Genomic DNA, 24325 nt, shown 5'->3' with positions numbered 1-24325 from the left:
GAAAGCGCTACGCGCTTTTCCCGGGAAAACCGCTCACACATTTCCTGGAATTGCTCTAGCCGCCCAGCGCCTCGCAGACCAGGCGCGCGGTTTCGGCGCCGGAAAAATTCTGCTGGCCGGTGATCAGATTGCCGTCGCGAACGGCAAAGCCGCGCCACAGCCCGGCTTGCACATAATTGGCGCCGATGGCCTTCAACTCGTCCTCGATGCGCCAGGGCATCAGATGCTTGCCGCGCTCGAGCGCGCCCATCTCCCACGTCGCCTTGTCGGCGAAATCCTCCTCGGCATTGGCGAAACCGGTCACCGTCTTGCCGGCGGCGAGCAGCGAGCCGTCGGCACGCCTGGCGTAGCGCAGCAGCGCGGTGCCGTGGCAGAGCGCGGCGGCCACCTTGCCGGCCTCATGGAAGGCGACGAAGGTTCGCTGCAGGTCGGTCGCGCTCTCGTAGCTGAACATCGGCGCCTGGCCGCCGGCGACCACAATCGCGTCAAAGCTGTCGACATCGATCTCCGCTGCCGGCCGCGTGGTCTCGACCAGGGCCGCCAGTTTCGGACTTGACAGGAAGCCGAGCGAGATGAGGTCGGTCTCCGAATAGCCCGATGGGTCACGCGGGTCGCTCAGCGCGTCGGCCTCGCATCTGCCGCCCTGAGGCGAAAAGATTTCCACCGCATAGCCGCGCTCGGTGAAGGCAAACCACGGATGCGTCAGCTCGCTCCACCAGAAGCCGACCGGCCATCCTGTCGTGGTCGATACGGCCGGATTGGCGATGACGATGGCGACACGCTTTGGCTTGCGTGCATTGACCGGATTGACATCCCTGACGCTCATCTTGGCTCTCCCTTATGAAACTGTCGCCGACAAAGCCGGGCCCGGCAATCTGGCCATATGGCGGGCCAAATTCCGCTTCCGTCGCCGCAGGGCCTTGCCTACGATGACGGCATGGCACAACGCGGTAGACTCTATGGCTGCCCGGTCGAGTTCGCGCTCGACGCGCTCGGCGGCAAGTGGAAAACGGTGATCATCGCACGCATCAAGCAAGGGCCGCTGCGCTATTCCGAGCTGCGCCGGCTGATCCCCTCGCTCTCCGACAAGATGCTGACGCAGCGCCTGGCCGATCTCGTCGAGATCGGCTTCGTCGTGCTCGAGACGTCGCCCGACGGCAAGGGGCGCTACGCCTTGACCGAGCGCGGCCACGATCTCGCCGCAGCACTCCAGGCGCTCTACGACTGGGGCAGCGTGCATGGCCGCGCCGAGGGCGTGCGCTTCCGCACTGATATCGAGGCGGCGGCCTAGCAACATTTGTCCCTCAGGGCGCAGCGGCCAGCGCGCCGCAGAAGCCGGCGACATCGGTGATGACGGCCTCGCCGAGGAAACGCAGCGTCGCCATCGAGCGGTCGCGCGCTTCGCGGTTGCCGAAGCCGCAGGCGTCCTCGATCACAACGGCCGTAAAGCCATTGTCGGTCGCCTGGCGGACGGTCGGCTCGATGCCGATCTCCGTGGCGATGCCGGCAAGGGCGACGGCGCGCACGCCGCAATCGCCGAGCGCAAAGCCAAGCGCCGTGGAATCGAAGGCCGACATGGTCAGCTTGTCGAACACGGCTTCGTCGGCGCGGGGCGCCAGTTCGGGGACGATCCCGGTCGCTTGGGCGTCGCGCAAAAACCACGGCTCGACCGCGTCGGGGTTGTCGCGCCGCTGCCAGGCCATGGCGGTGCGCAGTTGGGTGGCGCCCATCCATTTGCGTGGCAGAGAGAGATGGCGCGTGAACGCCACCCGCATGCCGGCCGAGCGGGCGGCTTCGAGCACGATGCCGGTGCGCTCGACGATATCGGCCGCGCCGGCGACCTGGCGGCAGATGCCGACCTGCATGTCGTAGACCACCAGCGCCATGCGGCGCGGATCGCACCATTCGACCAGCCTGGCCGGAATCTCGATGCCTTCGCTGGACCGGATCATGCCGCGGTCCGGTCCCAGGGTTGGGCGATGTCGACGCTGGGGTCGAACAGATATTCGAGCGGCAGCGGTGCCGGATCGAAAGCCAGGAAGTGCCATTCGAGCAGCCCAGCCTTCGACAGCGGGAAGTCGTCGGTGTAGCGCCTGGCTTCCTCGACGCTGTCGAGTTCGAAGACGATGATGACGCCGCCGACATCGGCGCGGGCATGGTTTTCGCGCACGATGCCTGCCTTCCACAGCCGCCAGACATTCGACACCTCGTCGCGCAGATAGGGTTTCAAATCGTCGAGGGTGACGCCGGGCTTGAAGTTGTCATAGGCAATGATCTTCATCGGCTGTCTCCTCTTCGCCTGTCAGCATCGCGCGGCCCGCTTGCTGTTCGGGGCAGGCGTCGCGTTCGGCTAGCATGTCGAAAATGGCGGCTTCAACGAACGAGATGGTTCGTTGAAACGAACTGCCGGTTGGCCTTTCGTGGCGCGCGGCATCCAGCGGAGAGGGGACGAGAATGGGCATCGAGCGGCTGAACCCGAACGGCATGCACGGCAACCCGGCCTATTCGCAAGGCGTGGCGCTGCCGGCCTCGGCGCGCATCGTGCTGATCGGCGGGCAGAACGGAATCGACGCCGATGGCCGGATCGTCGGCAAGGGCGACATCGCGGCGCAGACCGCGCAGGCGCTCGCCAATCTGGCGATGGTGCTCGAAGCCGGCGGCGCCAGGCCGCAGGATCTCGTCCGCCTGTCGATCTACATTGTCGGCGACGCCGATATCGGGCCGGCCTTCGGCGTCTGGATGGCATTCTGGGGCGATCGCGGGACGCCGCCGGTGGTGACGGGCATACGCGTCCTCGGCCTCGCCAATCCGGATTTCCTGATCGAGATCGAGGGGCAGGCGGCGGTTGAAGCGTAATCTCCCCCTTGAGGCTACGCCATGCACACATTTTCTGTGATTGGCGTGACGGATCAGCCCGAGGCTTGATTGCCACGTGGTTCCCCCAATCCGTCGCTGCTTCGCAGCGCCACCTTTCCCCCCTCCGGAGGGAAAGGAAGGAGCGTTGCTGGACGAGCGTTGCCGGCAAAAAGCTTGGCGCCTTTCCTCTACCCCGTCGATCGGGGGGTCCGAGGGACGGGCGAGGCTCGTGGCTCGCCCCGGCAGTGGCTCGGCGAAGCCGAGACGGAGTGGGGGCGACCAGCGCCGCATAAGACAATGCATGCGCCAAGTTGCCATGCACGCTATCGCCAAAGACCAGCCGCTTGGAAATGTGTGCATCCGGTAGCCCCTTGAGGGGGACATTAAGCGCCGCCTGGAATTTCATTCCTCGTCTGGCCGTCTGATTGGCACGTTCTATCTTCTTTCCCGCGACAAACGGCTGGAAAAGAGGCTACGCTGCCGCTCTGCCGGCTCAATCAAATAAGCAGAGCATGATGTCGTCCGAAAACCGCTTCACACTTTTCGGCATCATGCTCTAGGCGGTCGCTTGATCAGGGAGCTTCGATATGAGCGAGCACGGAAAAGCCGCGCCAGGCAGCGCCGCCTCGGATGGCCAATCGTCGCGCTTGCGGCCACCTTATAAATCGGTACTCGACCTGATCGGCCAGACGCCGGTGGTCGAGCTGACCAAGTTCGACACCGGCAAATGCCGGCTGTTCATCAAGCTCGAAAGCCAGAACCCCGGCGGCTCGATCAAGGACCGCATCGCGCTGTCGATGATCGCGGCGGCGGAGAAAGAGGGCAAGCTCAAGCGGGGCGGCACCATCGTCGAGGCGACCGCCGGCAATACCGGCCTTGGCCTTGCCCAGGTCGGCATCCCCAAGGGCTACCGCATCGTGCTGGTCGTGCCGGACAAGATGTCGCGCGAGAAGATCCAGCATCTGCGCGCTCTTGGCGCCGAGGTGCGCATGACGCGCTCCGACGTCGGCAAGGGCCACCCGGAATATTACCAGGACATGGCCGAGAAGATCGCGGCGGAAGTGCCCGGCGCCTTCTATGCCAACCAGTTCGCCAATCCGGCCAACCCGCTGGCGCATGAGACGACCACCGGCCCGGAGATCTTTTCGCAGCTCGACGGCAATGTGGACGCGGTGGTGGTCGGCGTCGGCTCGGGCGGTACGCTGACCGGGCTTGGCCGCTACTTCGCCAAGGTGTCGCCGAAGACCGAAATGGTGCTGGCCGATCCGGTCGGCTCGGTGCTGGCGCCCTTGATCAAGACCGGCAAGATGGAAGAGGCCGGCAGCTGGACGGTGGAAGGCATAGGCGAGGATTTCGTGCCGCCCAATGCCGATCTGTCGCTGGTCAAGAAGGCCTATTCGATATCAGACAAGCAAAGCATGCTGGCGGTGCGCGATCTTCTGTCGCGCGAAGGCATTTTGGCCGGCTCGTCCTCGGGCACGCTTTTGTCGGCCGCCTTGCGCTATTGCCGCGAGCAGACGACGCCGAAGCGCGTCGTCACCTTCGTCTGCGACAGCGGCAACAAGTATCTGTCGAAGGTGTTCGACGATTTCTGGCTGGCCGAACAGGGCCTGGCCGAGCACGAGCAGCATGGCGATTTGCGCGATCTCGTCATGCGCACCCACCGCACCGGCGACACGGTCTATGTCGGCCCGGACGAAAGCCTGCTCAACGCCTATGGCCGCATGCGCCGCTCCGATGTCTCGCAGCTGCCGGTGCTGGAAGACGGCAAGCTGATCGGCATCGTCGACGAAAGCGATATCCTGGCCAAGGTCGACGGTCCCTATGACGGGCGCTGGGGGCGCTTCAACGGTCCGGTGCGCACGGCGATGACCTCCAATCTGCACACGCTGCAGGCCAGCCAGACGCTGGATGCGCTGCTGCCGGTGTTCGACCGCAACGAGGTCGCCATCATCTTCGACGGCGACGAGTTCGTCGGCCTGATCACCCGCATCGACCTGATCAACCATTTGAGGCGCGCACGATGACCAGCCACACACCACCACCATCGGGCAAGAATCGCCTGGCCTTCTCGACGCGCACCATCCATGGCGGCCAGAGCCACGACCCGCTGACCGGCGCGGTGATGGTGCCGATCTATGCGACCTCGACCTACGGCCAGCAGTCGCCCGGCGTGCACAAGGGGTTCGAGTACGCCCGCAGCCAGAACCCGACGCGCTTTGCCTTCGAGCGCGCGGTGGCCGATCTCGAAAGCGGAACGGCCGCGTTTGCCTTCGCCTCCGGCCTGGCGGCGATCTCGACCGTGCTGGAACTGCTCGATGCCGGCGCCCATATCGTCGCCACCGACGACATCTATGGCGGGTCGTTCCGACTGATGGAGCGGGTGCGCAAGCGCTCGGCGGGCCTGCAGGTCTCGTTCGTCGACTTCACCGACCTTGCCGCGGTGGAAGCCGCGATCCGGCCGGAGACGAAGCTGCTGTGGGTCGAGACGCCGACCAACCCGCTGCTGCGCATCGTCGACCTCGAAGGCGTCGCCGCGCTGGCCAAGCGCAAGGGCGTCCTCACCGTCGCCGACAACACGTTCTGCAGCCCTTATATCCAGCGGCCGCTGGAACTCGGCATCGACATCGTCGTGCACTCGACGACAAAGTATCTCAACGGCCATTCCGACATGGTCGGCGGGGTGGCCGTCGTCGGCGACAACAAGGAATTGGCGGCCCAGCTGAAATTCCTGCAGAACGCCATCGGCGCCATATCGGGCCCGTTCGACAGTTTCCTGGCGCTGCGCGGCCTGAAGACCCTGGCGCTTCGAATGGAGCGGCATTCCGACAACGGGCTGAAGATCGCGCAGTGGCTGGAAGCGCGAAAAGATGTGCGCCGCGTGATCTATCCCGGCCTCGCCAGCCATCCGCAGCATTCCATCGCCGTCCAGCAGATGCACGCCTTCGGCGGCATGATATCAGCCGTGCTCGACCGCGATCTCGCCGGGACAAAACGCTTCCTCGAACACACGCAATTGTTCACGCTGGCCGAAAGCCTCGGCGGGGTGGAGAGCCTGATCGAACACCCGGCGCTGATGACGCATGGCTCCATTCCCGCCGAGAAGCGGGCGGAGATCGGCATTTCGGATTCGCTGGTGCGGCTGTCGGCGGGGATCGAGGATGGCGATGATCTGATCGCCGATCTGGAGCAGGCGCTGGGGGGATAGCGCCAGCGGTTGACGCCAAACCCCATTCGCCCGAGATGTAGCGCCCATGGCCACGCGCGAACCCGAAAAACCCACCGAACCCCTGACCTTCGCGGTGCTGGTGTTCCCCGGCTTTCCGATGATGGCGTTCAGTTCCGTCATCGAGCCGCTGCGCGCCGCCAATGTACTGGCGAAGCGGCAGTGCTATCGCTGGATCATCGTCGGCGGCACGAAAGGCGCGGTCGAGGCGTCGAACGGCGTCGTCATCCAGCCGGGCTTCTATGCCGAGGATGCACCGAAGGTCGACCGCATCGTCGTCTGCTCGGGCGGCGATGCCGACCATCTCGTCGCCGAGGACGCGGCGAGCTGGATCCGCCGCAGCCTGCGGGGTGGCGCCCATATCGGCGCGGTGGCGGATGCGGCGTTCTTCCTCGCACGCGCCGGCCTGCTCGACGGTCATGCCTGCACCTTGCACTGGACCAGCCAGGCCGCCTTCACCGAGGCGTTTCCTGCAATCGAGCTGCGGCGCGATCTCTACGTCATCGACCGCAAGCGCTTCACCTCGGCCGGCGGCGTCGGCAGCCTCGACATGATGCTGGAGATCATCACCCGGGATTACGGCGCCGAGCTCGCCGCCGGCGTCGCCGAATGGTTCGTGCACAGCCAGCTGCGCTCCAGCGTCGACCGCAAGCTGATGCCGCTCAGGCTGCGCACCGGCGTGCAGAACGAGCTGGTGCTGTCGGCCATCGCCATCATGGAGGACGCGGTCGAGGAGCGGCTCGGCATGGCCGAGCTGACGGCGCGGCTCGGCGTCTCCTCCGACAAGCTCGAGCGCTCCTTTCGCTCCGAGCTCGCCATCTCGCCCAATGGCTACTACCGGCGGCTCAGGCTGAAGCGCGCCGCCGACCTTTTGGCGCATTCGACGCTCGCCGTGCGCGACGTGGCGCTGGCCTGCGGCTTTGCCTCCATGTCGAGCTTTGCCCGGGCTTTTCGGGAAGAGCATGGGCATGCGCCGAAGCTGGCCAGACGGCATTAGGGCTTTCGAATGCTGGCGGGCCAGCGCCCCCCTCTGTCCTGCCGGACATCTCCCCCACACGGGGGGAGATCGGCTGTCACCGCCGCTTTCGCCAATCGCTACGTTGAAGAAGGCGCGCGGTTGCCGACACTGCAATCTCCCCACTCGTGGGGGAGATGCCCGGCAGGGCAGAGGGGGGCGCGAAGGATCGCGACGCCTCTCAATTGTCAGCGGCATCCCGCATAACCCCTGCGGTTTTCCGCACAATCATCCCGCCGCTGCTGCGCCATGGTCTGACCTTGCAACCGATACAAGGCCGAACCCCCATGAGCATCGTCGTATTCGACCCCGACAGCACCGAAGACGTCGACTTCAAGGATCGCATGCGCCACCCGGCGGCGGCTGATCCGGCGGGCGGCATGTGGCTGTCGGACACCGAGCCGTCCTTCATCGACGCGGATGCCTTGCGCAAAGGCCGGTTGGCCAAACTGCGCGGCTGGATGCGCGACGCCGGCTATGGCGGGGTGGTGCTGTTCGACCCGTACAACCAGCGCTACGCCACCGGCTCGCGCAACATGTTCGGCTACTTCCTGCGCAACTCGACCCGTTATTTCTTTATTCCCACCGAAGGGCCGATCGTGCTGTTCGAATATCCGCAGAGCTACCATGTCTCGATGGTGCTCGACACGATCGACGAGGCGCGTCCGTCCAAGCTCGTTTGGTCGTCGGTCTCCGGCCGTGACGACGAAACCGCCGGGCCCTTCGCCGACGAGATCGCCGAGCTCCTGAAGAAGCATGGCGGCGGCTCGATGAAGCTCGGCCTCGACCGCTGCAGCCATCTGCAGGCGCTGGCGCTGGAAAAGCGCGGCTGCGAGGTCAGGGATTGCCAGGGCGAAATCCTGGCGGTGCGCGCGGTGAAGACGCCCGAAGAGGTGAAATGCCTGCAGGTGTCGATGGCCGGCGCCGAGGCCGCGGTCTATGCGGTGCGCGAGGCGATCAAGCCCGGCGTCTCCGAAAACGAGCTGTTCGCCATCATGTATGGCGAGGTCATCCGCCAGGGCGGCGAGTTCATCGAGACGCGGCTGCTCACATCGGGCCAGCGCACCAATCCCTGGTTCAACGAGGCCAGCGGCCGCAAGATCCGGCCCGGCGAGCTGCTCGCGCTCGATACCGACACGATCGGCTGCTACGGCTATTACTCCGATTTCTCCCGCACCTTCCGCTGCGGACCGGGCAAGCCGACCGATTACCAGAAGTCGCTCTACCGCATGGCGCACGACCAGGTTCAGCACAATATTTCGATCGTCAAGCCCGGCATGGCGTTTCGCGAAATCGCCGAAAAGGCCTGGAAGATCCCCGACCGCTTCGTCGACCAGCGCTATACCTCGGTGATGCACGGCGTCGGCATGCATGGCGAGACACCGTTCATCGCCCATGCCATGGATTACGAGACCTATGGCCGCGACGGCCATATCGTGCCAGGCATGGTGGTGAGCGTGGAAAGCTATATCGGCGAGAAGGGCGGCCGCGAGGGCGTCAAGCTGGAGGACGAAATCCTGATCACCGAGACGGGCACCGAGCTTCTGTCGCGCTTTCCCTATGAGGACGAGTTTCTGGAGAAGCAGGTTTGATGCCTACTGTCCGCCTCCGTGATGTGACCTTCGCGGCTGGCGCAGCCTCCCATCGCTTCGTCATCCTAGGGCGGAGCAAGGAGCGCAGCGACGCGGCGCAGACCCCTGGAGCTGCTCCGCAGCCCAAGGGATCCATGCCGGGACTCCGAAGCGTTGCTACGGTTCAGGTTCTGCTCCGTCGCATCCTTCGACCGAGGTCACGGCATGGATCCTCGGGTCTCCGCGACGGAGCTTCGCTCCCGCTCCGCCCGTGGATGACGAAGGTGGGGAAGCGGCGACCAATCGCCAGCGTTAGCGCCGGCTCGCTGAACAGAACGGCGCGGACTGCCGACGCGGGCCCACTTGCATGAAAAGCCCCATCTCCATCAGCAGAGGCACGGTGGCCGCAATCTTCATCGACCTGCAGGAAGAGCACCGGCAGGACAAGCGCTATCTCGTCGAGGGTTTCGCCGGCATCCTGGCCAACGTCCAGCGGCTGCAAGAAGCGGCGCGCGCCAACCACGCGCCGCTCCAGCATTGGGCCTATATCGTCGATCTCGACAAGCAGGACCGGCCGTTTCATCCGCTCGGTGCCGACGGCAAGTCGGCCTTTTCCGACAAGTCCGATCCGCTGACCGAGATCTGCCATGAAGTGGCGCCGGCCAGGGACGAAGCGCTGCTGATCAAGGCCGAGGCCAGCGCCTTCCGCAGCGGGCCGGCGGCGGATCTGCTCAAGGCGTCAGGCATCGAATGGCTGGTCATCGCCGGCGTCTGGACCGAGGCCTGCATCGATGCATCAGTCAAGGACGCCGTGGCGAAAGGTTTTCGCGTGCTCCTGGTCAAGGATGCCTGCGGCAGCGGCAGCGCCGCCATGCACCAGACCGGCATCCTCAACCTCGCCAACCGGCTCTATGGCGGGGCGGTCACCGACACCGACGGCGCCTGCCGGCTGCTGGCCGGCGACACCGTCAACGCCTGGCAGGTCGAGGGGTCGGTGCCACTTCGCTTCACCTTCGACAATGCGGCGGCGCTCTACGCCGATCTATGACGGCAGACCGACATGACCGGCCGCGGCAAATATGAAACACGGCTCGACCCAGCGCTGTGGGCCTACATAGACAACGTCAACGCCTGGTATCCGCCCGATATCACCGGCCTGCCGATCGACAAGCAGCGCGCGGTCTATGACAGGATGTGCCGGGCTTTCCACCGGGGCCGGCCCGCCGGGGTCAAGGCCAGCGACGGCCTGGTCGCCGCCCCGGGCCACCGCATCCCGATCCGCCGCTACCAGCCGGCCGGCAAGGCGGCGCGGGCCATGGTGCTCTATTTCCATGGCGGCGGCTTCATCCTCGGCGGGCTCGACAGCCATGACGACATCTGCGCCGAGATCTGCGCCGGCACCGGCTTCGACGTGGTGTCGGTCGACTACCGGCTGGCACCCGAGCATGTCCATCCCGCCGCCTTCGACGATGCGATGGCCGTCTTCGCATGGGCGGCCGGGACGTCAGGCCTGCCGGTCGTCCTGTGCGGCGAGAGCGCCGGCGGCAATCTGGCCGCTGCCGTGGCGCAGGCGACGCGCCGGCATATCAGGACAGCGATCGGCCAGGTGCTGATCTATCCCGGCCTTGGCGGCGACGAGGCCGCCGGCTCCTATGTCGAACATGCCGAGGCGCCGCTGCTGTCCGTCGGCGACATCGCCTTTTACCGCGATGTCCGTTCGGCCAAGCGGCAATCTCCGGTCGACCCGACCTTTTCACCGCTGCGCGACCGCGACTTTTCCGGCCTGCCGCCGACGGTGATCATCACGGCCGAGTGCGACCCGCTATCGTCCGACGGCGAAACCTACCGCGACCGCATCGTTGCGGCCGGCGGCAAGGCCTGGTGGCATGAAGAGAAGCGCCTGGTTCACAGTTTCCTGCGCGCCCGCACCACGGTGCCGGCCGCGGCGGAGGCGTTCGCGCGCATCATCGCGGCGATTGCGGCGCTTGGCCGGGGCGAGTGGCCGTATTGAGTCCTACGACGCCGCGACGCTCTTTTCGGAGGAACTGGCTTTCAGCCAGAGCGCCTTTTCGCCGAGCGTGGCGACCATGGCGGCATGCGCCGCACGCTCCGCTTCGGTCAGGCGCGGCAGCAGCGGCCTCGGGCGCTCGGCGACGATGATCTCGATGTGGCGGACATTCTCGCCCTGTGCCGGAGCGGTGGCGCTGTCGAGGATAAGCGCCGCCTGCTTGCCGCCGATCAGCTCAATATAGACCTCGGCCAGCAATTCGGAATCGAGCAGCGCGCCGTGCTTGGTGCGCTTCGTGTTGTCGATGCCGTAGCGCCGGCAGAGCGCATCGAGCGAATTGGGGCCCATCGGGTGCTTGCGCCGCGCCAGCGCCAGCGTGTCGACGACACGGCCGGGATCGACGACCGGATGGCCGAGCCGGCCGAATTCGACATTGAGGAAGCCGATGTCGAACGTGGCGTTGTGCGCGACCAGCCTGGCGCCGTCGGTGAAGGTCAGCCATTCCTCGGCGATTTCGGCGAAGGTCGGCTTGCCCGCGAGATCCGCCGCGCTGATGCCATGCACGGCTTGCGCCTCCGCATGGACCGCCCGGCCCTGCGGGTTGATATAGTGGTGGAACGTCCTGCCGGTCGGGAAACGATTGACCAGCTCGACGCCGCCCAGCTCGATCACGCGGTCGTCGCGCGAATCAAGGCCGGTGGTTTCCGTATCGAAGATGATCTCGCGCATCGAATCAGTTTGCTCCTGGGGAGTAGAATCACGAGACCGGAACAAAATGGCAATGGGCAATGCTGACAGCCCGCCGTCAGGAACCCCTTTGTCCCCGGAGTTCGGCGACGATGTCGGCGACGGCGGCACGCGCGGCGCCCAGCCCCTGGCCGGTGTCGATGACGAAATCGGCCAGCCTGCGCTTCTCCTCATCCGGCACTTGCTTGGCCAGGATCGCCGCCAGTTTTTCTTCCGTCATGCCCGGCCGGGCCAGCACGCGCTGGCGCTGGACTTCGGCGGGCGCCGTGACGACGACGACCTTGTCGACGCGGCCACGGCCGCCGGTTTCGAAAAGCAGCGGAATGTCGAGCACGGCGATCGATTCGCCCGCGTTACGATGCGTGGCCAGGAAGGCGTCGGCGTCGGCGCGCACCAGCGGATGGATGATGGCTTCCAGCCGCTTCAGCGCGGCGGCATCGCCAAGCACGCGCGCGCCAAGTTTTACGCGGTCGACCACGCCATCGACAACCGTTCCGGGAAACGCGGCCTCGATCAGAGGTGCCGCCGCGCCGGAATAGAGGCGATGCACCGCCTCGTCGGAATCATGGACCGGCACGCCCGCCTCGGCGAACATTTTGGCCGTGGTCGACTTGCCCATGCCGATCGAGCCGGTGAGACCGAGCACGATCATGGTTTCGGCACCAGATCGGCAACGATGAGCGCGCGCAGCTCAGCCGTGACCTGCGGCCTGACGCCGAACCAATGTTCGAAGCCGGGCACGGCCTGGTTGAGCAGCATGCCGAGGCCGTCGACCGTCTTCAGCCCCCTGGCACGCGCGGCGGCGAGCAATGGCGTTTCCAGCGGCACATAGACGAGGTCGGTGACGATGGCGTGGGCCGGCAGCAGGGCCGGGTCGGCGGCGAGACCTTCATTGCCGACCATGCCGAGCGCGGTGGTGTTGACCAGCAGGCCGGCGTCGGCCAGCAATTCGTTGATCGCCGCCGTGCCATGCGCCGAAACGCCGGCGCCGAAACGGTCGCGCAATTCCTGCGCCCGGGCCAGCGTGCGGTTGACGATGCGGATGTCGGAAAAACCGCGTTGCTTCAGCGCCTGGATGACGGCGCGCGACGCGCCGCCGGCGCCGAGCACGACCGCGGGGCCGGTGTTCGCCCAGCCGGGCGCGTAGTCATCGAGGTTGGCGGCAAAGCCGTGACCGTCGGTGTTGCCGCCCCACAGCACGCCGTCCTCAAACCACAGCGTGTTGACGGCGCCGATTTCTTCGGCCGCCTGGTCGCGGCGGTGGACGAGAGCGAAGGCGGCTTCCTTGTGCGGAATGGTGACATTGCCGCCGCGAAACCCGTTTGCCTGCAATGTCGCGATGAATTCGGCAAAATCCTGCGGCGCCACGTCGATCGCCTCGTAGCTGCCGTCGATGCCGTGCTGGACCAGCCAGTGGCCGTGGATCTTCGGTGACCGCGAATGCTTGATCGGGTGGCCGGTGACAAAAGCCTTCTTCGTTGCCTCAACCATCGATGGCTCCGAGCGTGCGCAATTCCGCCAGCAGCGGCAAAAGCGGCAGGCCGACAATGGTGAAATAATCGCCTTCGATCTTTTCGAAGAGCTGGATGCCTTCGCCTTCGATCTGGTAGGCACCGACGCTGGCCAGCGCCTTGGCGCCGACACGGGCGAGATGGCGGCCGATGAAGCCGGGGTCGAGCTTGCGCATGGTCATGCCGGCGATGCCGACATGGCGCCACAGCACCTTGCCGTCACGCACCAGCACGGCGGCGCTGTTGAGCTGATGGGTCCTGCCCGACAGCGCCAGGAGATGACGCCGCGCGCCTTCCATGTCGGCCGGCTTGTGGAACACCTCGTCACCCAAAGACAAAGTCTGGTCGCAGCCGAGCACCAGCGCGCCGGGCCGGCGTTCGCTGACCTCGGTGGCCTTGGCCTCGGCCAGCACCAGGGCGACATCCTCCGGCGAAACGCCGCTGTCCTGCAACGGCGCCTCGAGCGCGCGCTCGTCGACATCGGCCGGCACCGCCTCGATGTCGAGGCCAGCATGGATGAGCATCGCCTTGCGGAATGGACTGCCGGAAGCGAGGATGATTTTTTCGGTCATGGTTGTTCACCAGGGTCGGCGTTCCGTCACGCACGTATCTCGTTTGCCCTAGCGCGACTTCCCCCGCAGGGCAACGATCGCCGCGGCCGTTTCCTCGATCGAGCGGCGGCTGACGTCGATCATCGGCCAGCCATGGCGCGTGCAGATCTGGCGGGCGTAGGCGAGTTCCTCGTTGATGGCGGCGCGGTCGACATAGTCGGTCGGCACGTAGGAGCTGCTGTTGCCTAGGATGCGGTTCTGGCGGACATGCGAAATGCGCTCGGCGGTGGCGATCAGCCCGACGATCAGCGGCGTCTTGGCGGCAACCAGGCTTTCCGGCACCGGCACGCCGAGCACGATCGGGATGTTGGCGGTCTTGATGCCGCGGTTGGCGAGATAGATGCTGGTCGGCGTCTTCGACGTCCGCGAAATGCCGATCAGCACGACATCGGCATCGTCCATATTGGCCGGCAGCTGGCCGTCATCATGGTCCATGGTGAAGTTGAGGGCATCGATGCGGCGGAAATATTCGGCGTCGAGAACGTGCTGGGCGCCGACGCGGCGGCCGGCCGGCGTGCCGAGATAGGACTGGAAGACGGTGAGCACCGGCTCCAGCACCGACACACAGGGCAGGCCCATGGTGGCGCAGCGCTCGTCGATGCCGCGCGCCAGCTTCTGGTCGACGACCGTATAGAGAATGATGCCCGGCTCCTCCTCTATGTCCTCGAACACCTTGGCCACCTGCTTTTCGGTGCGGATGAGGGGATAGATGTGTTCAATCGCCCGCGCGTCCTTGTATTGCGCCGAAGCCGCCCGCCCGGCGGCGAGCAGCGTTTCGCCGGTCGCGTCGGAAATCAGGTGCAGGTGAAAGAAGCTCTGGGGTTTGTTCACAGGGATCACCTGGGGCTGTGGGCGGATGTGGATAAGCCGGGACAGAAAGAGCGGCCGGTCGGGAGCGACTGTATCAGATGGCAGTTTGTCCACAATTCGATGCTCTGTCAGCTTCGCCGGCCGGCTGGGGACAAATCTGGGGACGGTCCCTTTTGCCTTTCGGCCATCCACAGGGCGGGGCTCTTCCTTGGCTTGCTAACGCTTTGACTCCGATGACGGATTCCGGACTGTCCCCAGAACCCCGAGGCTGGGAGAGGCGAGCGCGCGACAATATGCTTGCTGGCTTTTTGGCTGACGAAGCGGGACAGGTGACAACCACCACAACCAACAGACTCTTAGAATCAGAAGAATCTTAGATATAAGAATCTTTGATTATAGGAAGGCCGGGAGAGGCGAGCGCTCAATGCCCAAAAGCCGGATCATGCTGGACGTCCTGAAGGGCGAGGCGCACTTTCCGCCTCCGCTCTGGATGATGCGTCAGGCCGGACGTTATCTGCCGGAGTATCGCGAAACGCGCAGGCGTGCCGGTTCGTTCCTCGACCTGTGCTACGATCCCGACCTTGCGGTGGAAGTGACCTTGCAGCCGATCGAGCGCTTCGGCTTCGATGCCTCGATCCTGTTCTCCGACATCCTTGTCGTTCCGCACGCGCTCGGCCGCGACGTGCGCTTCGAGGAAGGGCGAGGACCGCTGCTGACGCCGATCTCGGTGGCCGAGATCATGGCTCTGGAAGGCGATGTGTTTCACGTGAATCTCGAACCGGTCTACGAGACGGTTCGCCGGCTGCGGGCAAAACTGCCTGATGAAACCACGCTGATCGGCTTCTGCGGCGCACCGTGGACGGTGGCGACCTATATGATCGCCGGCCATGGCACGCCAGACCAGGCGCCGGCGCGGCTGTTCGCCTATCGCGAGCCGGCGGCGTTTCAACATCTCCTGAAGGTGCTTGCCGACCATTCGGCGGCCTATCTGATCCGGCAGATCGAAGCCGGGGCGGATGTGGTGCAGATTTTCGATTCCTGGTCCGGCGTGCTCGACGATGCGACGTTCGACCAGTTTTGCGTTTGGCCGGTGGCCGAGATCGTCAGGCAGGTACGGGCCGTCCATCCCGATGTGCCGATCATCGGCTTCCCCAAGGGCGCCGGCGCCCGCTACCGCACCTATCGCCAGAAGACCGGCGTGACGGGGCTGGGGATCGACTGGACGGTGCCGCTGGCGGCGGCGAAGGATTTGCAGCGATCGGGTGCGGTCCAGGGCAATCTCGATCCCCTACGGCTGGTGGCCGGCGGCAAGGCGCTGTCGGACGGCGTCGAGGCGATCCTGAAAGCGCTGGGAGACGGGCCGCTGATCTTCAATCTCGGCCACGGCATCACGCCGGAGACGCCGATCGCGCATGTCGAGGCGATGGTGAAGCAGGTGAGGAGCGCGACACGCTGATGAATGAGACAAACAACACCAACAGCACCGGACAGGCGATGATGCGCATGATCGTCAGCATCGTTGTGCTGATCGTGCTGACGGCGCTTCTGTTTTTCGTCGCGCCAGAAAGTTTCTATCCCTGGGCAAAGGCGATCCATATCCTTGCCGTCATTTCCTGGATGGCCGGCATGCTCTATCTGCCGCGGCTGTTCGTCTATCACGTCGATGCCGCGAAAGGGTCGGCGCAGTCGGAGACCTTCAAGGTGATGGAGCGGCGCCTGCTGCGCGGCATCATCAATCCGGCGATGATCGTCACCTGGGTGTTCGGCCTTTGGCTCGCCTGGAAAATCTTCGGCTTCCAGGGGGGCTGGCTGCACGCCAAGATCGGCCTGGTGCTGCTTTTGTCCGCCGTTCACGGCTATCTGGCCGGCGCGGTGCGGAAATTCGCCGAAGATCGCAACGAAAAACCGGCGAGGCACTGGCGGATCGTCAACGAGATCCCCACATTGCTGATGATCGCCATCGTGATCCTGGTTGTCGTCAAGCCATTCTGAGGCCGATCAGGCCCCTTAAAACGCTGCTTGCTCTTTGATCCGACCGACGATAAAAGACGGGTCTTCCTTCCCGTCATGCGCCGCCCCTCATTATTTTCGGCCGCGCCCGGCATTTGTCGCATCCCGCCGATATTTTTCTCCCAAAGCGCACCCAGAGTCCGTCTATGCAAGAAATGAAACTTACCGAATTCAAGAACAAGAAGCCGCCAGAGCTGATCGCTTATGCCGAATCGCTCGAGGTCGAGAACGCCAGCGTCATGCGCAAGCAGGAGCTGATGTTCGCGATCTTGAAGAAGCTGGCCGCACAGGATATCGAGATCATCGGCGACGGTGTGGTCGAAGTCCTGCAGGATGGCTTCGGCTTCCTGCGCTCTGCCAATGCCAACTACCTGCCAGGTCCCGACGACATCTACATCTCGCCGTCGCAGATCCGGCGCTTTTCGCTGAAGACCGGCGATACGGTCGAAGGGCCGATCCGCAGCCCGAAGGAAGGCGAGCGCTATTTCGCGCTGCTCAAGGTCAATACCATCAATTTCGACGACCCTGAAAAGATCCGTCACAAGATCCATTTCGACAATCTGACGCCGCTCTATCCGACCAAGCGGCTGAAGATGGAGATCGACAATTCGACCAGCAAGGACATCTCGGCGCGCGTGATCGACCTGGTCGCGCCGATCGGCAAGGGACAGCGCGCGTTGATCAACGCGCAGCCGCGGACCGGCAAGACGGTTCTCATGCAGAACATTGCCCACTCGATCACCGCCAACCACCCGGAATGCTATCTGATCGTGCTTTTGATCGACGAGCGGCCGGAGGAAGTGACAGACATGCAGCGCTCGGTGAAGGGCGAGGTGATCTCCTCGACCTTCGACGAACCGGCGGTGCGCCACGTCCAGGTTGCCGAGATGGTCATCGAGAAGGCCAAGCGGCTGGTCGAGCATGGCCGTGACGTCGTCATCCTGCTCGATTCCATCACCCGCCTCGGCCGTGCCTACAACACCGTCGTGCCGTCATCCGGCAAGGTGCTGACCGGCGGTGTCGACGCCAATGCGCTGCAGCGGCCGAAGCGGTTCTTCGGCGCCGCCCGCAACATCGAGGAAGGTGGCTCGCTGACCATCATCGCGACCGCGCTGATCGACACCGGCAGCCGCATGGACGAAGTCATCTTCGAGGAGTTCAAGGGCACCGGCAACTGCGAAATCCAGCTCGACCGCAAGGTCGCCGACAAGCGCATCTATCCGGCGATGGACATACTGAAGTCCGGTACCCGCAAGGAAGACCTGCTGGTGCCGCGCGCGGACTTGCAGAAGATCTTCGTGCTGCGCCGCATCCTGGCGCCGATGGGAACGACCGATGCGATCGAGTTCCTCATCGACAAGCTGAAGCAGACCAAGACCAATGCCGATTTCTTCGATTCGATGAATACGTAAGGGCTTACCCTCCCCCTTGTGGGGAGGGTCGATCCGCGCAGCGGGGCGGGGGTCAGCACTGAGGCTGGCGTTTCACCCCCCGTCTCCCGATCTACGCTTCGCCACGATCGCAAGCCGACCCTCCCCACGAGGGGGAGGGTGAGGAGCTATCGCCGCAACAGCCGCTCCAGCTCTCCAGCATCCGTCACCACCGGCAAACACACCTGCCCGGTACACAGCCAGGCACCGGCTTTGTCGGCCGGTGGCAGAATCCCGCCGGGCAGCAAGGGTCGATTCGTTTCCGAACCAATCGCGGCAATGATGTCGACGCGGCGCGGGTCGGGGCACCGATTCGCAACCGGAACGAGCTTTGGATCCTCTGGAATGTCGACGATGACCAGTTTCAAAGGCTCGATGGCGAGCGCGCAGGCATTGACGATGCCGGCCTGGCCATAGGCCTGGTGCGCGGCGCGGCCGGCCGCATGTTCGGCGATTTTCCAGGCTTTTTCGCCGAGATCGAGATCGCCGGTAACGGAGGCGAGCCGCACGAGTGCCGCGATGATCTGGCTGGTGGCTGAGGAAATGGCCTCGTCGACATCGCCCCTGATACGGATCGGCACGTCGGTGCTGTCCGAGGCGGTCAGATAGTAGCCTGTACCGGTGTCGTCGGCATGCCAATGGTCGAGCTGTTCGATGAACTGCTTCGCCTGGTCGATGTAGCTCCAATCGCCGGACGCCTCGAACAGCGAGATCGCCGCATTGGCCATGGCGGCGTAGTCGCTCGACAAAGCGGGAAACAGTTTTCTGGCACCAAGCATGGAATGCGGCAAGCGGCCGTCGCGGCTGGCGCCGGAGATGTGGGCAAACGCCTTGGCCGCTGCCTCGATGCAGTCGGGCCGGCCCAGCGAGCGACCGGCCTCGGCGAGTGCCGCGATCATCAGGCCGTTCCAGTCGGTGAGGGTCTTGGCATCGAGGCCTGGCCTGACGCGCTCCTCCCGCACCGCGAGAAGCCTGGCTTTGAGCGGCATGAGTTTTTCGCGGTCGGCCACGCTTTGGGCTTGCTGGCCACGGGTTTGATGGACGACCGGCTTGCCTTCCCAGCCATGCGGGGCAGATAGCGTGAAGTATTTAAAAAACAAGGCTGAATCGCTACCGAGGACGGCTTCGATCTCTTGCCGGTTCCAGGTGTAGAACAGCCCTTCCTCGCCTTCGCTGTCGGCGTCGAGGCTGGCTGCGAAGGCGCCGCCGGTGACGCGCATTTCGCGCAGCAGCCAGTCGACCGTCTCTTCGATTCGTATCCGGAACAAATGATTGCCGCTTGCCGAAAAGGCCCAGTTGCAGAAGCGGATCAGCTCGGCATTGTCGTAGAGCATCTTCTCGAAATGCGGCACCAGCCATTCCGCATCGGTTGAGTAGCGGCTGAGCCCACCGCCAATATGATCGTAAATGCCGCCGCCCAGCATCCGTTCCAGGCTGACCAGCAGGTCGTCACGATGCGCGGCGTTGCCATCGCGCAGCCAGGACAGCCACAGCGTCAGCATGAATGGCGCGTTGGGGAATTTCGGCGCGCCACGCAGGCCGCCAAGGTCGCGGTCGATCATGCCGTCGATGCGGCCGGCGAGGTCGGTGAGCGTGCCGCGGTCGAGGCTCTGCCTGGCATGCGTGCCGGAGAGCCGCGCCTCGACATGGGAGGTCAGGCCGTCGGCGCTCTGGTGCAGGCTGTCGCGCTTCTCGCGCCAGGCCTTGTCGACCGCTTCCATGACCTGGATGAAGCCCGGGCGGCCATAGCGCGCCTCGCGCGGAAAATATGTGCCGCCCCAGAATGGCTTGCCGTCCGGCGTCAGGAACATGGTCAGCGGCCAGCCGCCTTGCTCGCCCATCGAGGAGAGCGCGGCCATATAGATCTGGTCGATGTCGGGTCGCTCCTCGCGGTCGACCTTGATATTGACGAACAGACGGTTCATGACGGCGGCGACGCCGTCATTCTCGAAGCTTTCATGCGCCATGACATGGCACCAGTGGCAGGCGGCATAGCCGACGGAGAGCAGGATCGGGCGATCGAGAGTCCTTGCTTCTTCGAGCGATGCCGTGGACCAGGCCCGCCAATGCACGGGATTGCCGCTGTGCTGCTGCAGATAGGGGCTGGCCTCTTCGGCAAGCAGGTTTTGCGCGGGCAATGTCACGATGGGCAACTCGGGTTGTTTGAAGGCGCGAGGCTAGGGCGGTTCAACAGAGCGGGCAAATGATTTCAGGCGATTCGATCGTTGCGCTGTCGAGCGGCCGGCTTCCGGCCGGCGTCGCCGTGCTGCGCATTTCCGGCCCACGGACTCGATTCGTGGTCGAAACGATCGCCGGTGGCATGGTTAAGGACCGGGCGGCGCTCCTGCGCAGGCTCAAGGCGCCCGATGGAACCATACTGGACAGCGGGTTGGTCATCTTCTTTCCCGGTCCGGCCAGCTTTACCGGGGAGGATGTCGCCGAATTCCATGTCCATGGCGGACGCGCCGTGGTGGCCAGGATGCTGGAGACGATCGCCGGCTTTGAGGGCGTCAGGCACGCCGAACCGGGCGAATTCACCCGCCGGGCCTTCCTCAATGGCAAGTTCGACCTAGTCGAGACGGAGGCGCTGGCGGATCTGGTCAGTGCCGAAACGGAGGCGCAGCGACGCTTTGCGGTCCAGAATGCCGAGGGTGTCCAGAGCGAGCTCTATATGAGTTGGCGGCGCCGGCTGATCCACGCGCGCGCGATGATCGAGGCGGAGATCGACTTTGCCGATGAGGAGGATGTGCCGGGATCCGTTTCGGAGACGGTCTGGTCGGATGTCCGGGCGATGATCGGCGAAATCGATCGCCACATCGCCGGATTTCATGCGGCCGAAATCATCCGCGACGGCTTCGAGGTGGTGATTCTCGGCGCGCCGAATGCCGGCAAGTCGAGTCTGTTCAACGCCTTGGCGCGGCGCGATGCAGCTATTGTAACGGATGAGCCCGGCACGACCCGCGACCTGCTCGAGGTGACGCTGGACCTCGGCGGCCTGCGCGTCAGGCTGACGGATACGGCCGGCTTGCGCGAGGCGCCGGGCAAGGTCGAGGCGATCGGCATCGAGAAGGCGCGAGCCAAGGCCGACCGCGCCGATCTCTTGCTGCTGCTGGAGGACATTTTGGCTCCCAGGGGCATCGGCTCGGTCGAGTCTACGGCACCTCTGTTGCGCGTCGGCACCAAGCTCGACCTGTTGGATGAGCAGGCGGCCGGTGATGCGGCCGGCAGATACGACTTCGTCATTTCAGTTATGAATGGCATCGGCGTGGAGGCGCTGCTCGCCGAAATCGGCCGTCGCGCCGCGGAAGCGGCCGGTCATGTCGGCGATGTTCTGCCGTCGCGCCTGCGCCATGTCGAACTGCTTGGTGAAGCGAATCGGCATTTGCTTCGCGCTGCTGCCGAGGGTGCCGCAGGCCAGGAACTGCGCGCCGAAGAGCTGCGGCTGGCGGCGGACAGCCTGGGCCGAATCGTCGGCGCGATCGATGTCGAGGATATGCTCGACGTGATCTTTTCGCAGTTCTGCATCGGGAAATGATTCACGTGAAACAATTGCTTGGACTGATGTGAGCTGGACCTCTGCGATTACGGATACTGGTGCGACTGGCGAAGACATCAACCGCTTCGTCACCTATGGCGGAGCAAGGAGCGAAGCGACGCGGCGCAGACCCCTGGAGCTGCTCCGCAGCCCAAGGGATCCATGCCGCGACTCTGACGCGCCGCAACGGTGCAGAATTCTGCGCCGCTGCACCCTTCGACCTCGGTCACGGCATGATCCTCGGGTCTCCGCGACGGAGCTTCGCTCCTGCTTCGCCCGTGGATGACGAAGTTGGGGACGCTTCGGCAATCCCTTGCCGTGACTCACGTGAAACATCGCCGGACGTGCCGTTCACTCTGTTTCACGTGAAACTTGCCGCGAAGTTTTCTTGACAGCTTGGTGCTGCGGGGACATGTGTCCCTCAATCTCTTTTTGAGTCCAGGATTTGAAATGACCGATCACTATGATGTGGTTGTGGTGGGCGGCGGCCATGCCGGGTGCGAGGCGGCCAGCGCTGCCGCGCGCGCCGGCGCCAAGACAGCGCTGGTGACGCTGCGCTTCGATACGATCGGCGTGATGTCGTGCAATCCCGCAATCGGCGGGCTCGGCAAAGGCCATCTGGTCCGCGAAATCGACGCCATGGACGGGCTGATGGGCCGGGTGGCGGATGCAGCCGGCATCCAGTTCCGTTTGCTCAACCGCCGCAAGGGGCCGGCGGTGCGCGGGCCGCGCACGCAGGCCGACAGGAAGCTCTATCGCCTTGCCATGCAGGAAGCGATTCGGCAGCAGAACGATCTCGACGTGGTCGAGGGCGAGGTGCTGGATTTCGAAATCAACGAAGGGCGGATCGCCGCTGTCCTGCTGGCCGACGGCCGCAGACTTGCGTGCGGCGCCGTGGTCCTGACGACGGGCACCTTCCTGCGCGGCCTCATTCATATTGGCGAGAAGAAGATCGTCGCCGGCCGCATGAACGAGCAGGCGAGCCTTGGCCTGTCGGCGACGATGGACGGTGCCGGTTTCAAGCTCGGCCGGCTGAAGACCGGTACGCCGCCGCGGCTGGACGGAAAATCCATCGACTGGGCGTCTCTGGAAAGCCAGGCGGCGGACGAGGATCCCGTGCCGTTCTCGCTGATGACCGACCGTATCACCACAGCGCAGATCGAGTGCGGCATCACCCGCACGACGCCGGCCACGCATGAGCTGATCCGCGCCAATCTCGGCCGCTCCGCCATGTATTCCGGGTCGATCGAAGGCGTCGGGCCGCGTTATTGCCCGTCGATCGAGGACAAGATCGTCAAGTTCGGCGACCGCGACGGCCACCAGATCTTTCTGGAGCCGGAAGGGCTCGACGACGACACCGTCTATCCCAATGGGATCTCGACCTCGCTGCCGCAGGATGTGCAGCTCGACATCCTCAAGACAATTCCCGGGCTCGAGCATGCGACCATGCTGCAGCCGGGCTATGCCATCGAGTATGATCACGTCGATCCGCGCGAGCTGCATCAGACGCTGGAGACGAAACGTGTCGCCGGTCTTTTTCTCGCCGGGCAGATCAATGGCACGACCGGGTATGAGGAGGCCGCCGGGCAGGGCCTGCTCGCTGGCCTCAACGCTGCGCGGCGGGCGTCCGGCGGCGAGCAGATCGTGCTCAGCCGCACCGAAGCCTATATCGGCGTGATGGTCGACGATCTGACCAGCCGCGGCATCAGCGAACCCTACCGCATGTTCACCTCGCGGGCAGAATTCCGGCTGTCATTGCGCGCCGACAATGCCGATGAACGGCTGACGCCTGTCGCCGAGAGACTGGGGATCGCCTCGGCGCATCGCATGCAGCGCTATGGCGATGTCATGCAGCGGCTCGATGCGGCGCGCGAACTGGCCAGATCGGTGGCGATGACCCCCAACGAGGCGGCGCGGCATGGGTTGGAGATCAACCGGGACGGGGTGCGCCGGTCCGGTTATGAGCTGCTGGCCTATCCCGACGTCGATGTCGCCTGGCTGGCCAGGATCGAGCCTCGGTTCGCGGCGATCGACGCCAGGACCGCCGAGCGCCTCGAAACGGAAGCGAAATATTCGGTCTATCTCGACCGGCAGAAGAGTGATGTCGCTCAGATCCGCCACGAAGAGAGGCGGCTGATCCCGGAGACGGTCGATTTCACCGGCGTACCGGGCCTGTCCAATGAGTTGAAGCAGAAGATGCAGGCGCGGCGGCCGCGGTCCATCGCCGACGCGCAGCGCATGGAGGGCATGACGCCGGCGGCGCTGGCGATCATCGTCGCGCATGTCCGCCACTGTGAGAGTGCGCAGAGGCTCCAGAGCGAGCAAAGGCCCCAGAGCGAACAAAGGGTCGTTGCGTGAGCTCTTTCTCCTGGAAGAGCCTGCAGGACGCGTCCGGCACGGTTTCACGTGAAACATTTGATCGCCTGGTGGCGTTCGAAGCAATGTTCCAGAAATGGAATCGCAGCATCAATCTGGTCGCGCAGTCGACCGCGGGCGATGTCTGGCAGCGCCACATCCTCGACAGCGCGCAGCTGGCACGCATAGAACCCAATGCCACGCATTGGGTCGATATCGGTTCGGGCGGCGGATTTCCCGGCCTGGTCATGGCTTTCCTGCTCGCCGAGCGCGACGGGGCCAGCATCGATCTGGTGGAGAGCAACCGCAAGAAGGCGTCGTTCCTGCAGACCGTCATCGGCCAGTTCAACCTGCCGGCGCGGGTTGTCGCGCGGCGGATCGAGGACAGCCATGCGCTTGTTTCGCAACCACAAATCGTCACGGCACGGGCTCTGGCCTCGCTTTCGGTCCTGCTCGACCTGTCGGCGCCGTGGCTGACATCAGGCGCGCGCGGCCTGTTCCATAAAGGCCGGGATTATCGCGCCGAAGTGCAAGAAAGCGTTAACCGATGGGCCTTCGATCTGGTAGAACATGCCAGTGTGACGGACCCCCATGGCGTCATCCTGGAATTGTCTAACCTGCGACCTGTCTGATCTTCGAC

Annotated in this window: 24 protein-coding genes; 14 read left to right on the top strand and 10 right to left on the bottom strand. The window is 64.7% G+C overall.

Annotated elements, in window-relative coordinates:
- Positions 1-55 precede the first annotated feature (55 nt).
- Positions 56-826 carry a type 1 glutamine amidotransferase domain-containing protein gene (locus FJV83_RS23565; protein WP_142887341.1) on the bottom strand — a complete coding sequence of 257 codons (771 nt, stop codon included), beginning with the start codon at positions 824-826 and terminating at the stop codon, positions 56-58.
- Between the two features lie 111 nt (positions 827-937).
- On the opposite strand from FJV83_RS23565, the gene FJV83_RS23560 reads away from it, so the two are divergent.
- Positions 938-1291 (top strand): helix-turn-helix domain-containing protein, encoded by a 354-nt coding sequence (locus tag FJV83_RS23560; protein WP_095775667.1) that lies wholly within the window; start codon positions 938-940, stop codon positions 1289-1291.
- Between the two features lie 13 nt (positions 1292-1304).
- Here the strand turns inward: FJV83_RS23560 and FJV83_RS23555 are convergent, their stop codons facing one another.
- From FJV83_RS23555 to FJV83_RS23545, 3 genes are read right to left on the bottom strand one after another with little or no spacing between them, the layout of a single operon-like run.
- Complete coding sequence (locus tag FJV83_RS23555; protein ID WP_142887342.1) at positions 1305-1952, bottom strand: cysteine hydrolase; 648 nt, start codon at positions 1950-1952, stop codon at positions 1305-1307.
- Positions 1949-2281, bottom strand: a complete 333-nt coding sequence (locus tag FJV83_RS23550; protein WP_095775617.1) for a hypothetical protein — start codon at positions 2279-2281, stop codon at positions 1949-1951. Before FJV83_RS23550 ends, FJV83_RS23555 begins: the two co-directional genes overlap by 4 nt.
- On the bottom strand, positions 2262-2462 hold the full coding sequence (locus FJV83_RS23545) for a hypothetical protein (protein ID WP_142887343.1): 201 nt from the start codon (positions 2460-2462) through the stop codon (positions 2262-2264). The genes FJV83_RS23550 and FJV83_RS23545 overlap by 20 nt, the downstream gene beginning before the upstream one ends.
- On the opposite strand from FJV83_RS23545, the gene FJV83_RS23540 reads away from it, so the two are divergent.
- The 7 genes from FJV83_RS23540 (at position 2455) to FJV83_RS23500 (ending at position 10679) form a co-directional block, all read left to right on the top strand.
- Entirely contained in the window at positions 2455-2856 is a 402-nt protein-coding gene (locus FJV83_RS23540; RefSeq protein ID WP_142887344.1) for a RidA family protein, read from the top strand. The two genes, FJV83_RS23545 and FJV83_RS23540, sit on opposite strands and share 8 nt — an antisense overlap.
- 587 nt (positions 2857-3443) lie before the next feature.
- The gene (locus FJV83_RS23535) at positions 3444-4883 is read left to right on the top strand and encodes a pyridoxal-phosphate dependent enzyme (RefSeq protein ID WP_142887347.1); all 1440 of its coding nucleotides are present in this window, start codon (positions 3444-3446) and stop codon (positions 4881-4883) included.
- Positions 4880-6064 (top strand): PLP-dependent aspartate aminotransferase family protein, encoded by a 1185-nt coding sequence (locus FJV83_RS23530; RefSeq protein WP_142887348.1) that lies wholly within the window; start codon positions 4880-4882, stop codon positions 6062-6064. Before FJV83_RS23535 ends, FJV83_RS23530 begins: the two co-directional genes overlap by 4 nt.
- Positions 6065-6110: 46 nt before the next feature.
- Entirely contained in the window at positions 6111-7079 is a 969-nt protein-coding gene (locus FJV83_RS23525) for a GlxA family transcriptional regulator (RefSeq protein ID WP_142878033.1), read from the top strand.
- A gap of 305 nt (positions 7080-7384) precedes the next feature.
- Positions 7385-8689: a Xaa-Pro peptidase family protein gene (locus tag FJV83_RS23515; protein ID WP_095792342.1), complete on the top strand. Its 1305-nt coding sequence runs from the start codon at positions 7385-7387 to the stop codon at positions 8687-8689.
- Positions 8690-9035: 346 nt separating this feature from the next.
- Positions 9036-9716, top strand: coding sequence for an isochorismatase family protein (locus FJV83_RS23505; RefSeq protein WP_142887350.1), 681 nt, complete (start codon positions 9036-9038; stop codon positions 9714-9716).
- A 12-nt stretch (positions 9717-9728) separates the two neighbouring features.
- The gene (locus FJV83_RS23500) at positions 9729-10679 is read left to right on the top strand and encodes an alpha/beta hydrolase (RefSeq protein WP_142887351.1); all 951 of its coding nucleotides are present in this window, start codon (positions 9729-9731) and stop codon (positions 10677-10679) included.
- A gap of 3 nt (positions 10680-10682) precedes the next feature.
- On the opposite strand, the gene dnaQ is transcribed toward FJV83_RS23500, so the two are convergent.
- The 5 genes from dnaQ to FJV83_RS23475 form a co-directional block, all read right to left on the bottom strand.
- A complete protein-coding gene (dnaQ, locus tag FJV83_RS23495; RefSeq protein ID WP_142887352.1) occupies positions 10683-11405 on the bottom strand; it encodes a DNA polymerase III subunit epsilon in 723 nt (240 codons plus the stop codon).
- A gap of 76 nt (positions 11406-11481) precedes the next feature.
- On the bottom strand, positions 11482-12075 hold the full coding sequence (coaE, locus tag FJV83_RS23490) for a dephospho-CoA kinase (RefSeq protein WP_142887353.1): 594 nt from the start codon (positions 12073-12075) through the stop codon (positions 11482-11484).
- Positions 12072-12914, bottom strand: a complete 843-nt coding sequence (locus FJV83_RS23485; protein ID WP_142887354.1) for a shikimate dehydrogenase — start codon at positions 12912-12914, stop codon at positions 12072-12074. Before FJV83_RS23485 ends, coaE begins: the two co-directional genes overlap by 4 nt.
- Positions 12907-13506, bottom strand: a complete 600-nt coding sequence (locus tag FJV83_RS23480; RefSeq protein WP_095792335.1) for a Maf-like protein — start codon at positions 13504-13506, stop codon at positions 12907-12909. Before FJV83_RS23480 ends, FJV83_RS23485 begins: the two co-directional genes overlap by 8 nt.
- A gap of 48 nt (positions 13507-13554) precedes the next feature.
- Positions 13555-14376: a pyruvate, water dikinase regulatory protein gene (locus tag FJV83_RS23475; RefSeq protein WP_095775602.1), complete on the bottom strand. Its 822-nt coding sequence runs from the start codon at positions 14374-14376 to the stop codon at positions 13555-13557.
- 403 nt (positions 14377-14779) lie between these two features.
- Between FJV83_RS23475 and hemE the strand changes: the two genes are divergently transcribed.
- The 3 genes from hemE (at position 14780) to rho (ending at position 17777) form a co-directional block, all read left to right on the top strand.
- Positions 14780-15811, top strand: coding sequence for a uroporphyrinogen decarboxylase (hemE, locus tag FJV83_RS23470; RefSeq protein WP_095789022.1), 1032 nt, complete (start codon positions 14780-14782; stop codon positions 15809-15811).
- Positions 15811-16347 carry a protoporphyrinogen oxidase HemJ gene (gene hemJ, locus FJV83_RS23465; RefSeq protein WP_095789021.1) on the top strand — a complete coding sequence of 179 codons (537 nt, stop codon included), beginning with the start codon at positions 15811-15813 and terminating at the stop codon, positions 16345-16347. Before hemE ends, hemJ begins: the two co-directional genes overlap by 1 nt.
- A gap of 164 nt (positions 16348-16511) precedes the next feature.
- Positions 16512-17777 (top strand): transcription termination factor Rho, encoded by a 1266-nt coding sequence (rho, locus tag FJV83_RS23460; protein ID WP_095775599.1) that lies wholly within the window; start codon positions 16512-16514, stop codon positions 17775-17777.
- A 146-nt stretch (positions 17778-17923) separates the two neighbouring features.
- Here rho and FJV83_RS23455 read toward each other — a convergent pair whose 3' ends face one another.
- Positions 17924-19939: a thioredoxin domain-containing protein gene (locus tag FJV83_RS23455; protein ID WP_142887355.1), complete on the bottom strand. Its 2016-nt coding sequence runs from the start codon at positions 19937-19939 to the stop codon at positions 17924-17926.
- A gap of 59 nt (positions 19940-19998) precedes the next feature.
- On the opposite strand from FJV83_RS23455, the gene mnmE reads away from it, so the two are divergent.
- The 3 genes from mnmE (at position 19999) to rsmG (ending at position 24317) form a co-directional block, all read left to right on the top strand.
- Positions 19999-21330 carry a tRNA uridine-5-carboxymethylaminomethyl(34) synthesis GTPase MnmE gene (mnmE, locus tag FJV83_RS23450; RefSeq protein ID WP_142887356.1) on the top strand — a complete coding sequence of 444 codons (1332 nt, stop codon included), beginning with the start codon at positions 19999-20001 and terminating at the stop codon, positions 21328-21330.
- A gap of 450 nt (positions 21331-21780) precedes the next feature.
- Positions 21781-23688, top strand: coding sequence for a tRNA uridine-5-carboxymethylaminomethyl(34) synthesis enzyme MnmG (gene mnmG, locus FJV83_RS23445; protein ID WP_142887357.1), 1908 nt, complete (start codon positions 21781-21783; stop codon positions 23686-23688).
- The gene (rsmG, locus tag FJV83_RS23440) at positions 23685-24317 is read left to right on the top strand and encodes a 16S rRNA (guanine(527)-N(7))-methyltransferase RsmG (protein ID WP_142887358.1); all 633 of its coding nucleotides are present in this window, start codon (positions 23685-23687) and stop codon (positions 24315-24317) included. Before mnmG ends, rsmG begins: the two co-directional genes overlap by 4 nt.
- The last annotated feature ends 8 nt before the right edge of the window (positions 24318-24325 follow it).

Source organism: Mesorhizobium sp. WSM4307, from assembly GCF_007003945.1.
Lineage (GTDB): Bacteria > Pseudomonadota > Alphaproteobacteria > Rhizobiales > Rhizobiaceae > Mesorhizobium.
Note: the sequence above shows the minus strand (reverse complement) of the source record. Positions and strands in the feature narration are given on the sequence as shown.

Excerpts from the sequence above, each read along its gene's own strand:
- FJV83_RS23565 (WP_142887341.1), bottom strand. The coding sequence starts at position 826 with ATGAGCGTCAGGGATGTCAATCCGGTCAATGCACGCAAGCCAAAGCGT.
- FJV83_RS23560 (WP_095775667.1), top strand. The coding sequence starts at position 938 with ATGGCACAACGCGGTAGACTCTATGGCTGCCCGGTCGAGTTCGCGCTC.
- FJV83_RS23555 (WP_142887342.1), bottom strand. The coding sequence starts at position 1,952 with ATGATCCGGTCCAGCGAAGGCATCGAGATTCCGGCCAGGCTGGTCGAA.
- FJV83_RS23550 (WP_095775617.1), bottom strand. The coding sequence starts at position 2,281 with ATGAAGATCATTGCCTATGACAACTTCAAGCCCGGCGTCACCCTCGAC.
- FJV83_RS23540 (WP_142887344.1), top strand. The coding sequence starts at position 2,455 with ATGGGCATCGAGCGGCTGAACCCGAACGGCATGCACGGCAACCCGGCC.
- FJV83_RS23545 (WP_142887343.1), bottom strand. The coding sequence starts at position 2,462 with ATGCCCATTCTCGTCCCCTCTCCGCTGGATGCCGCGCGCCACGAAAGG.
- FJV83_RS23535 (WP_142887347.1), top strand. The coding sequence starts at position 3,444 with ATGAGCGAGCACGGAAAAGCCGCGCCAGGCAGCGCCGCCTCGGATGGC.
- FJV83_RS23530 (WP_142887348.1), top strand. The coding sequence starts at position 4,880 with ATGACCAGCCACACACCACCACCATCGGGCAAGAATCGCCTGGCCTTC.
- FJV83_RS23525 (WP_142878033.1), top strand. The coding sequence starts at position 6,111 with ATGGCCACGCGCGAACCCGAAAAACCCACCGAACCCCTGACCTTCGCG.
- FJV83_RS23515 (WP_095792342.1), top strand. The coding sequence starts at position 7,385 with ATGAGCATCGTCGTATTCGACCCCGACAGCACCGAAGACGTCGACTTC.
- FJV83_RS23505 (WP_142887350.1), top strand. The coding sequence starts at position 9,036 with ATGAAAAGCCCCATCTCCATCAGCAGAGGCACGGTGGCCGCAATCTTC.
- FJV83_RS23500 (WP_142887351.1), top strand. The coding sequence starts at position 9,729 with ATGACCGGCCGCGGCAAATATGAAACACGGCTCGACCCAGCGCTGTGG.
- dnaQ (WP_142887352.1), bottom strand. The coding sequence starts at position 11,405 with ATGCGCGAGATCATCTTCGATACGGAAACCACCGGCCTTGATTCGCGC.
- coaE (WP_142887353.1), bottom strand. The coding sequence starts at position 12,075 with ATGATCGTGCTCGGTCTCACCGGCTCGATCGGCATGGGCAAGTCGACC.
- FJV83_RS23485 (WP_142887354.1), bottom strand. The coding sequence starts at position 12,914 with ATGGTTGAGGCAACGAAGAAGGCTTTTGTCACCGGCCACCCGATCAAG.
- FJV83_RS23480 (WP_095792335.1), bottom strand. The coding sequence starts at position 13,506 with ATGACCGAAAAAATCATCCTCGCTTCCGGCAGTCCATTCCGCAAGGCG.
- hemE (WP_095789022.1), top strand. The coding sequence starts at position 14,780 with ATGCCCAAAAGCCGGATCATGCTGGACGTCCTGAAGGGCGAGGCGCAC.
- hemJ (WP_095789021.1), top strand. The coding sequence starts at position 15,811 with ATGAATGAGACAAACAACACCAACAGCACCGGACAGGCGATGATGCGC.
- rho (WP_095775599.1), top strand. The coding sequence starts at position 16,512 with ATGCAAGAAATGAAACTTACCGAATTCAAGAACAAGAAGCCGCCAGAG.
- mnmE (WP_142887356.1), top strand. The coding sequence starts at position 19,999 with ATGATTTCAGGCGATTCGATCGTTGCGCTGTCGAGCGGCCGGCTTCCG.
- mnmG (WP_142887357.1), top strand. The coding sequence starts at position 21,781 with ATGACCGATCACTATGATGTGGTTGTGGTGGGCGGCGGCCATGCCGGG.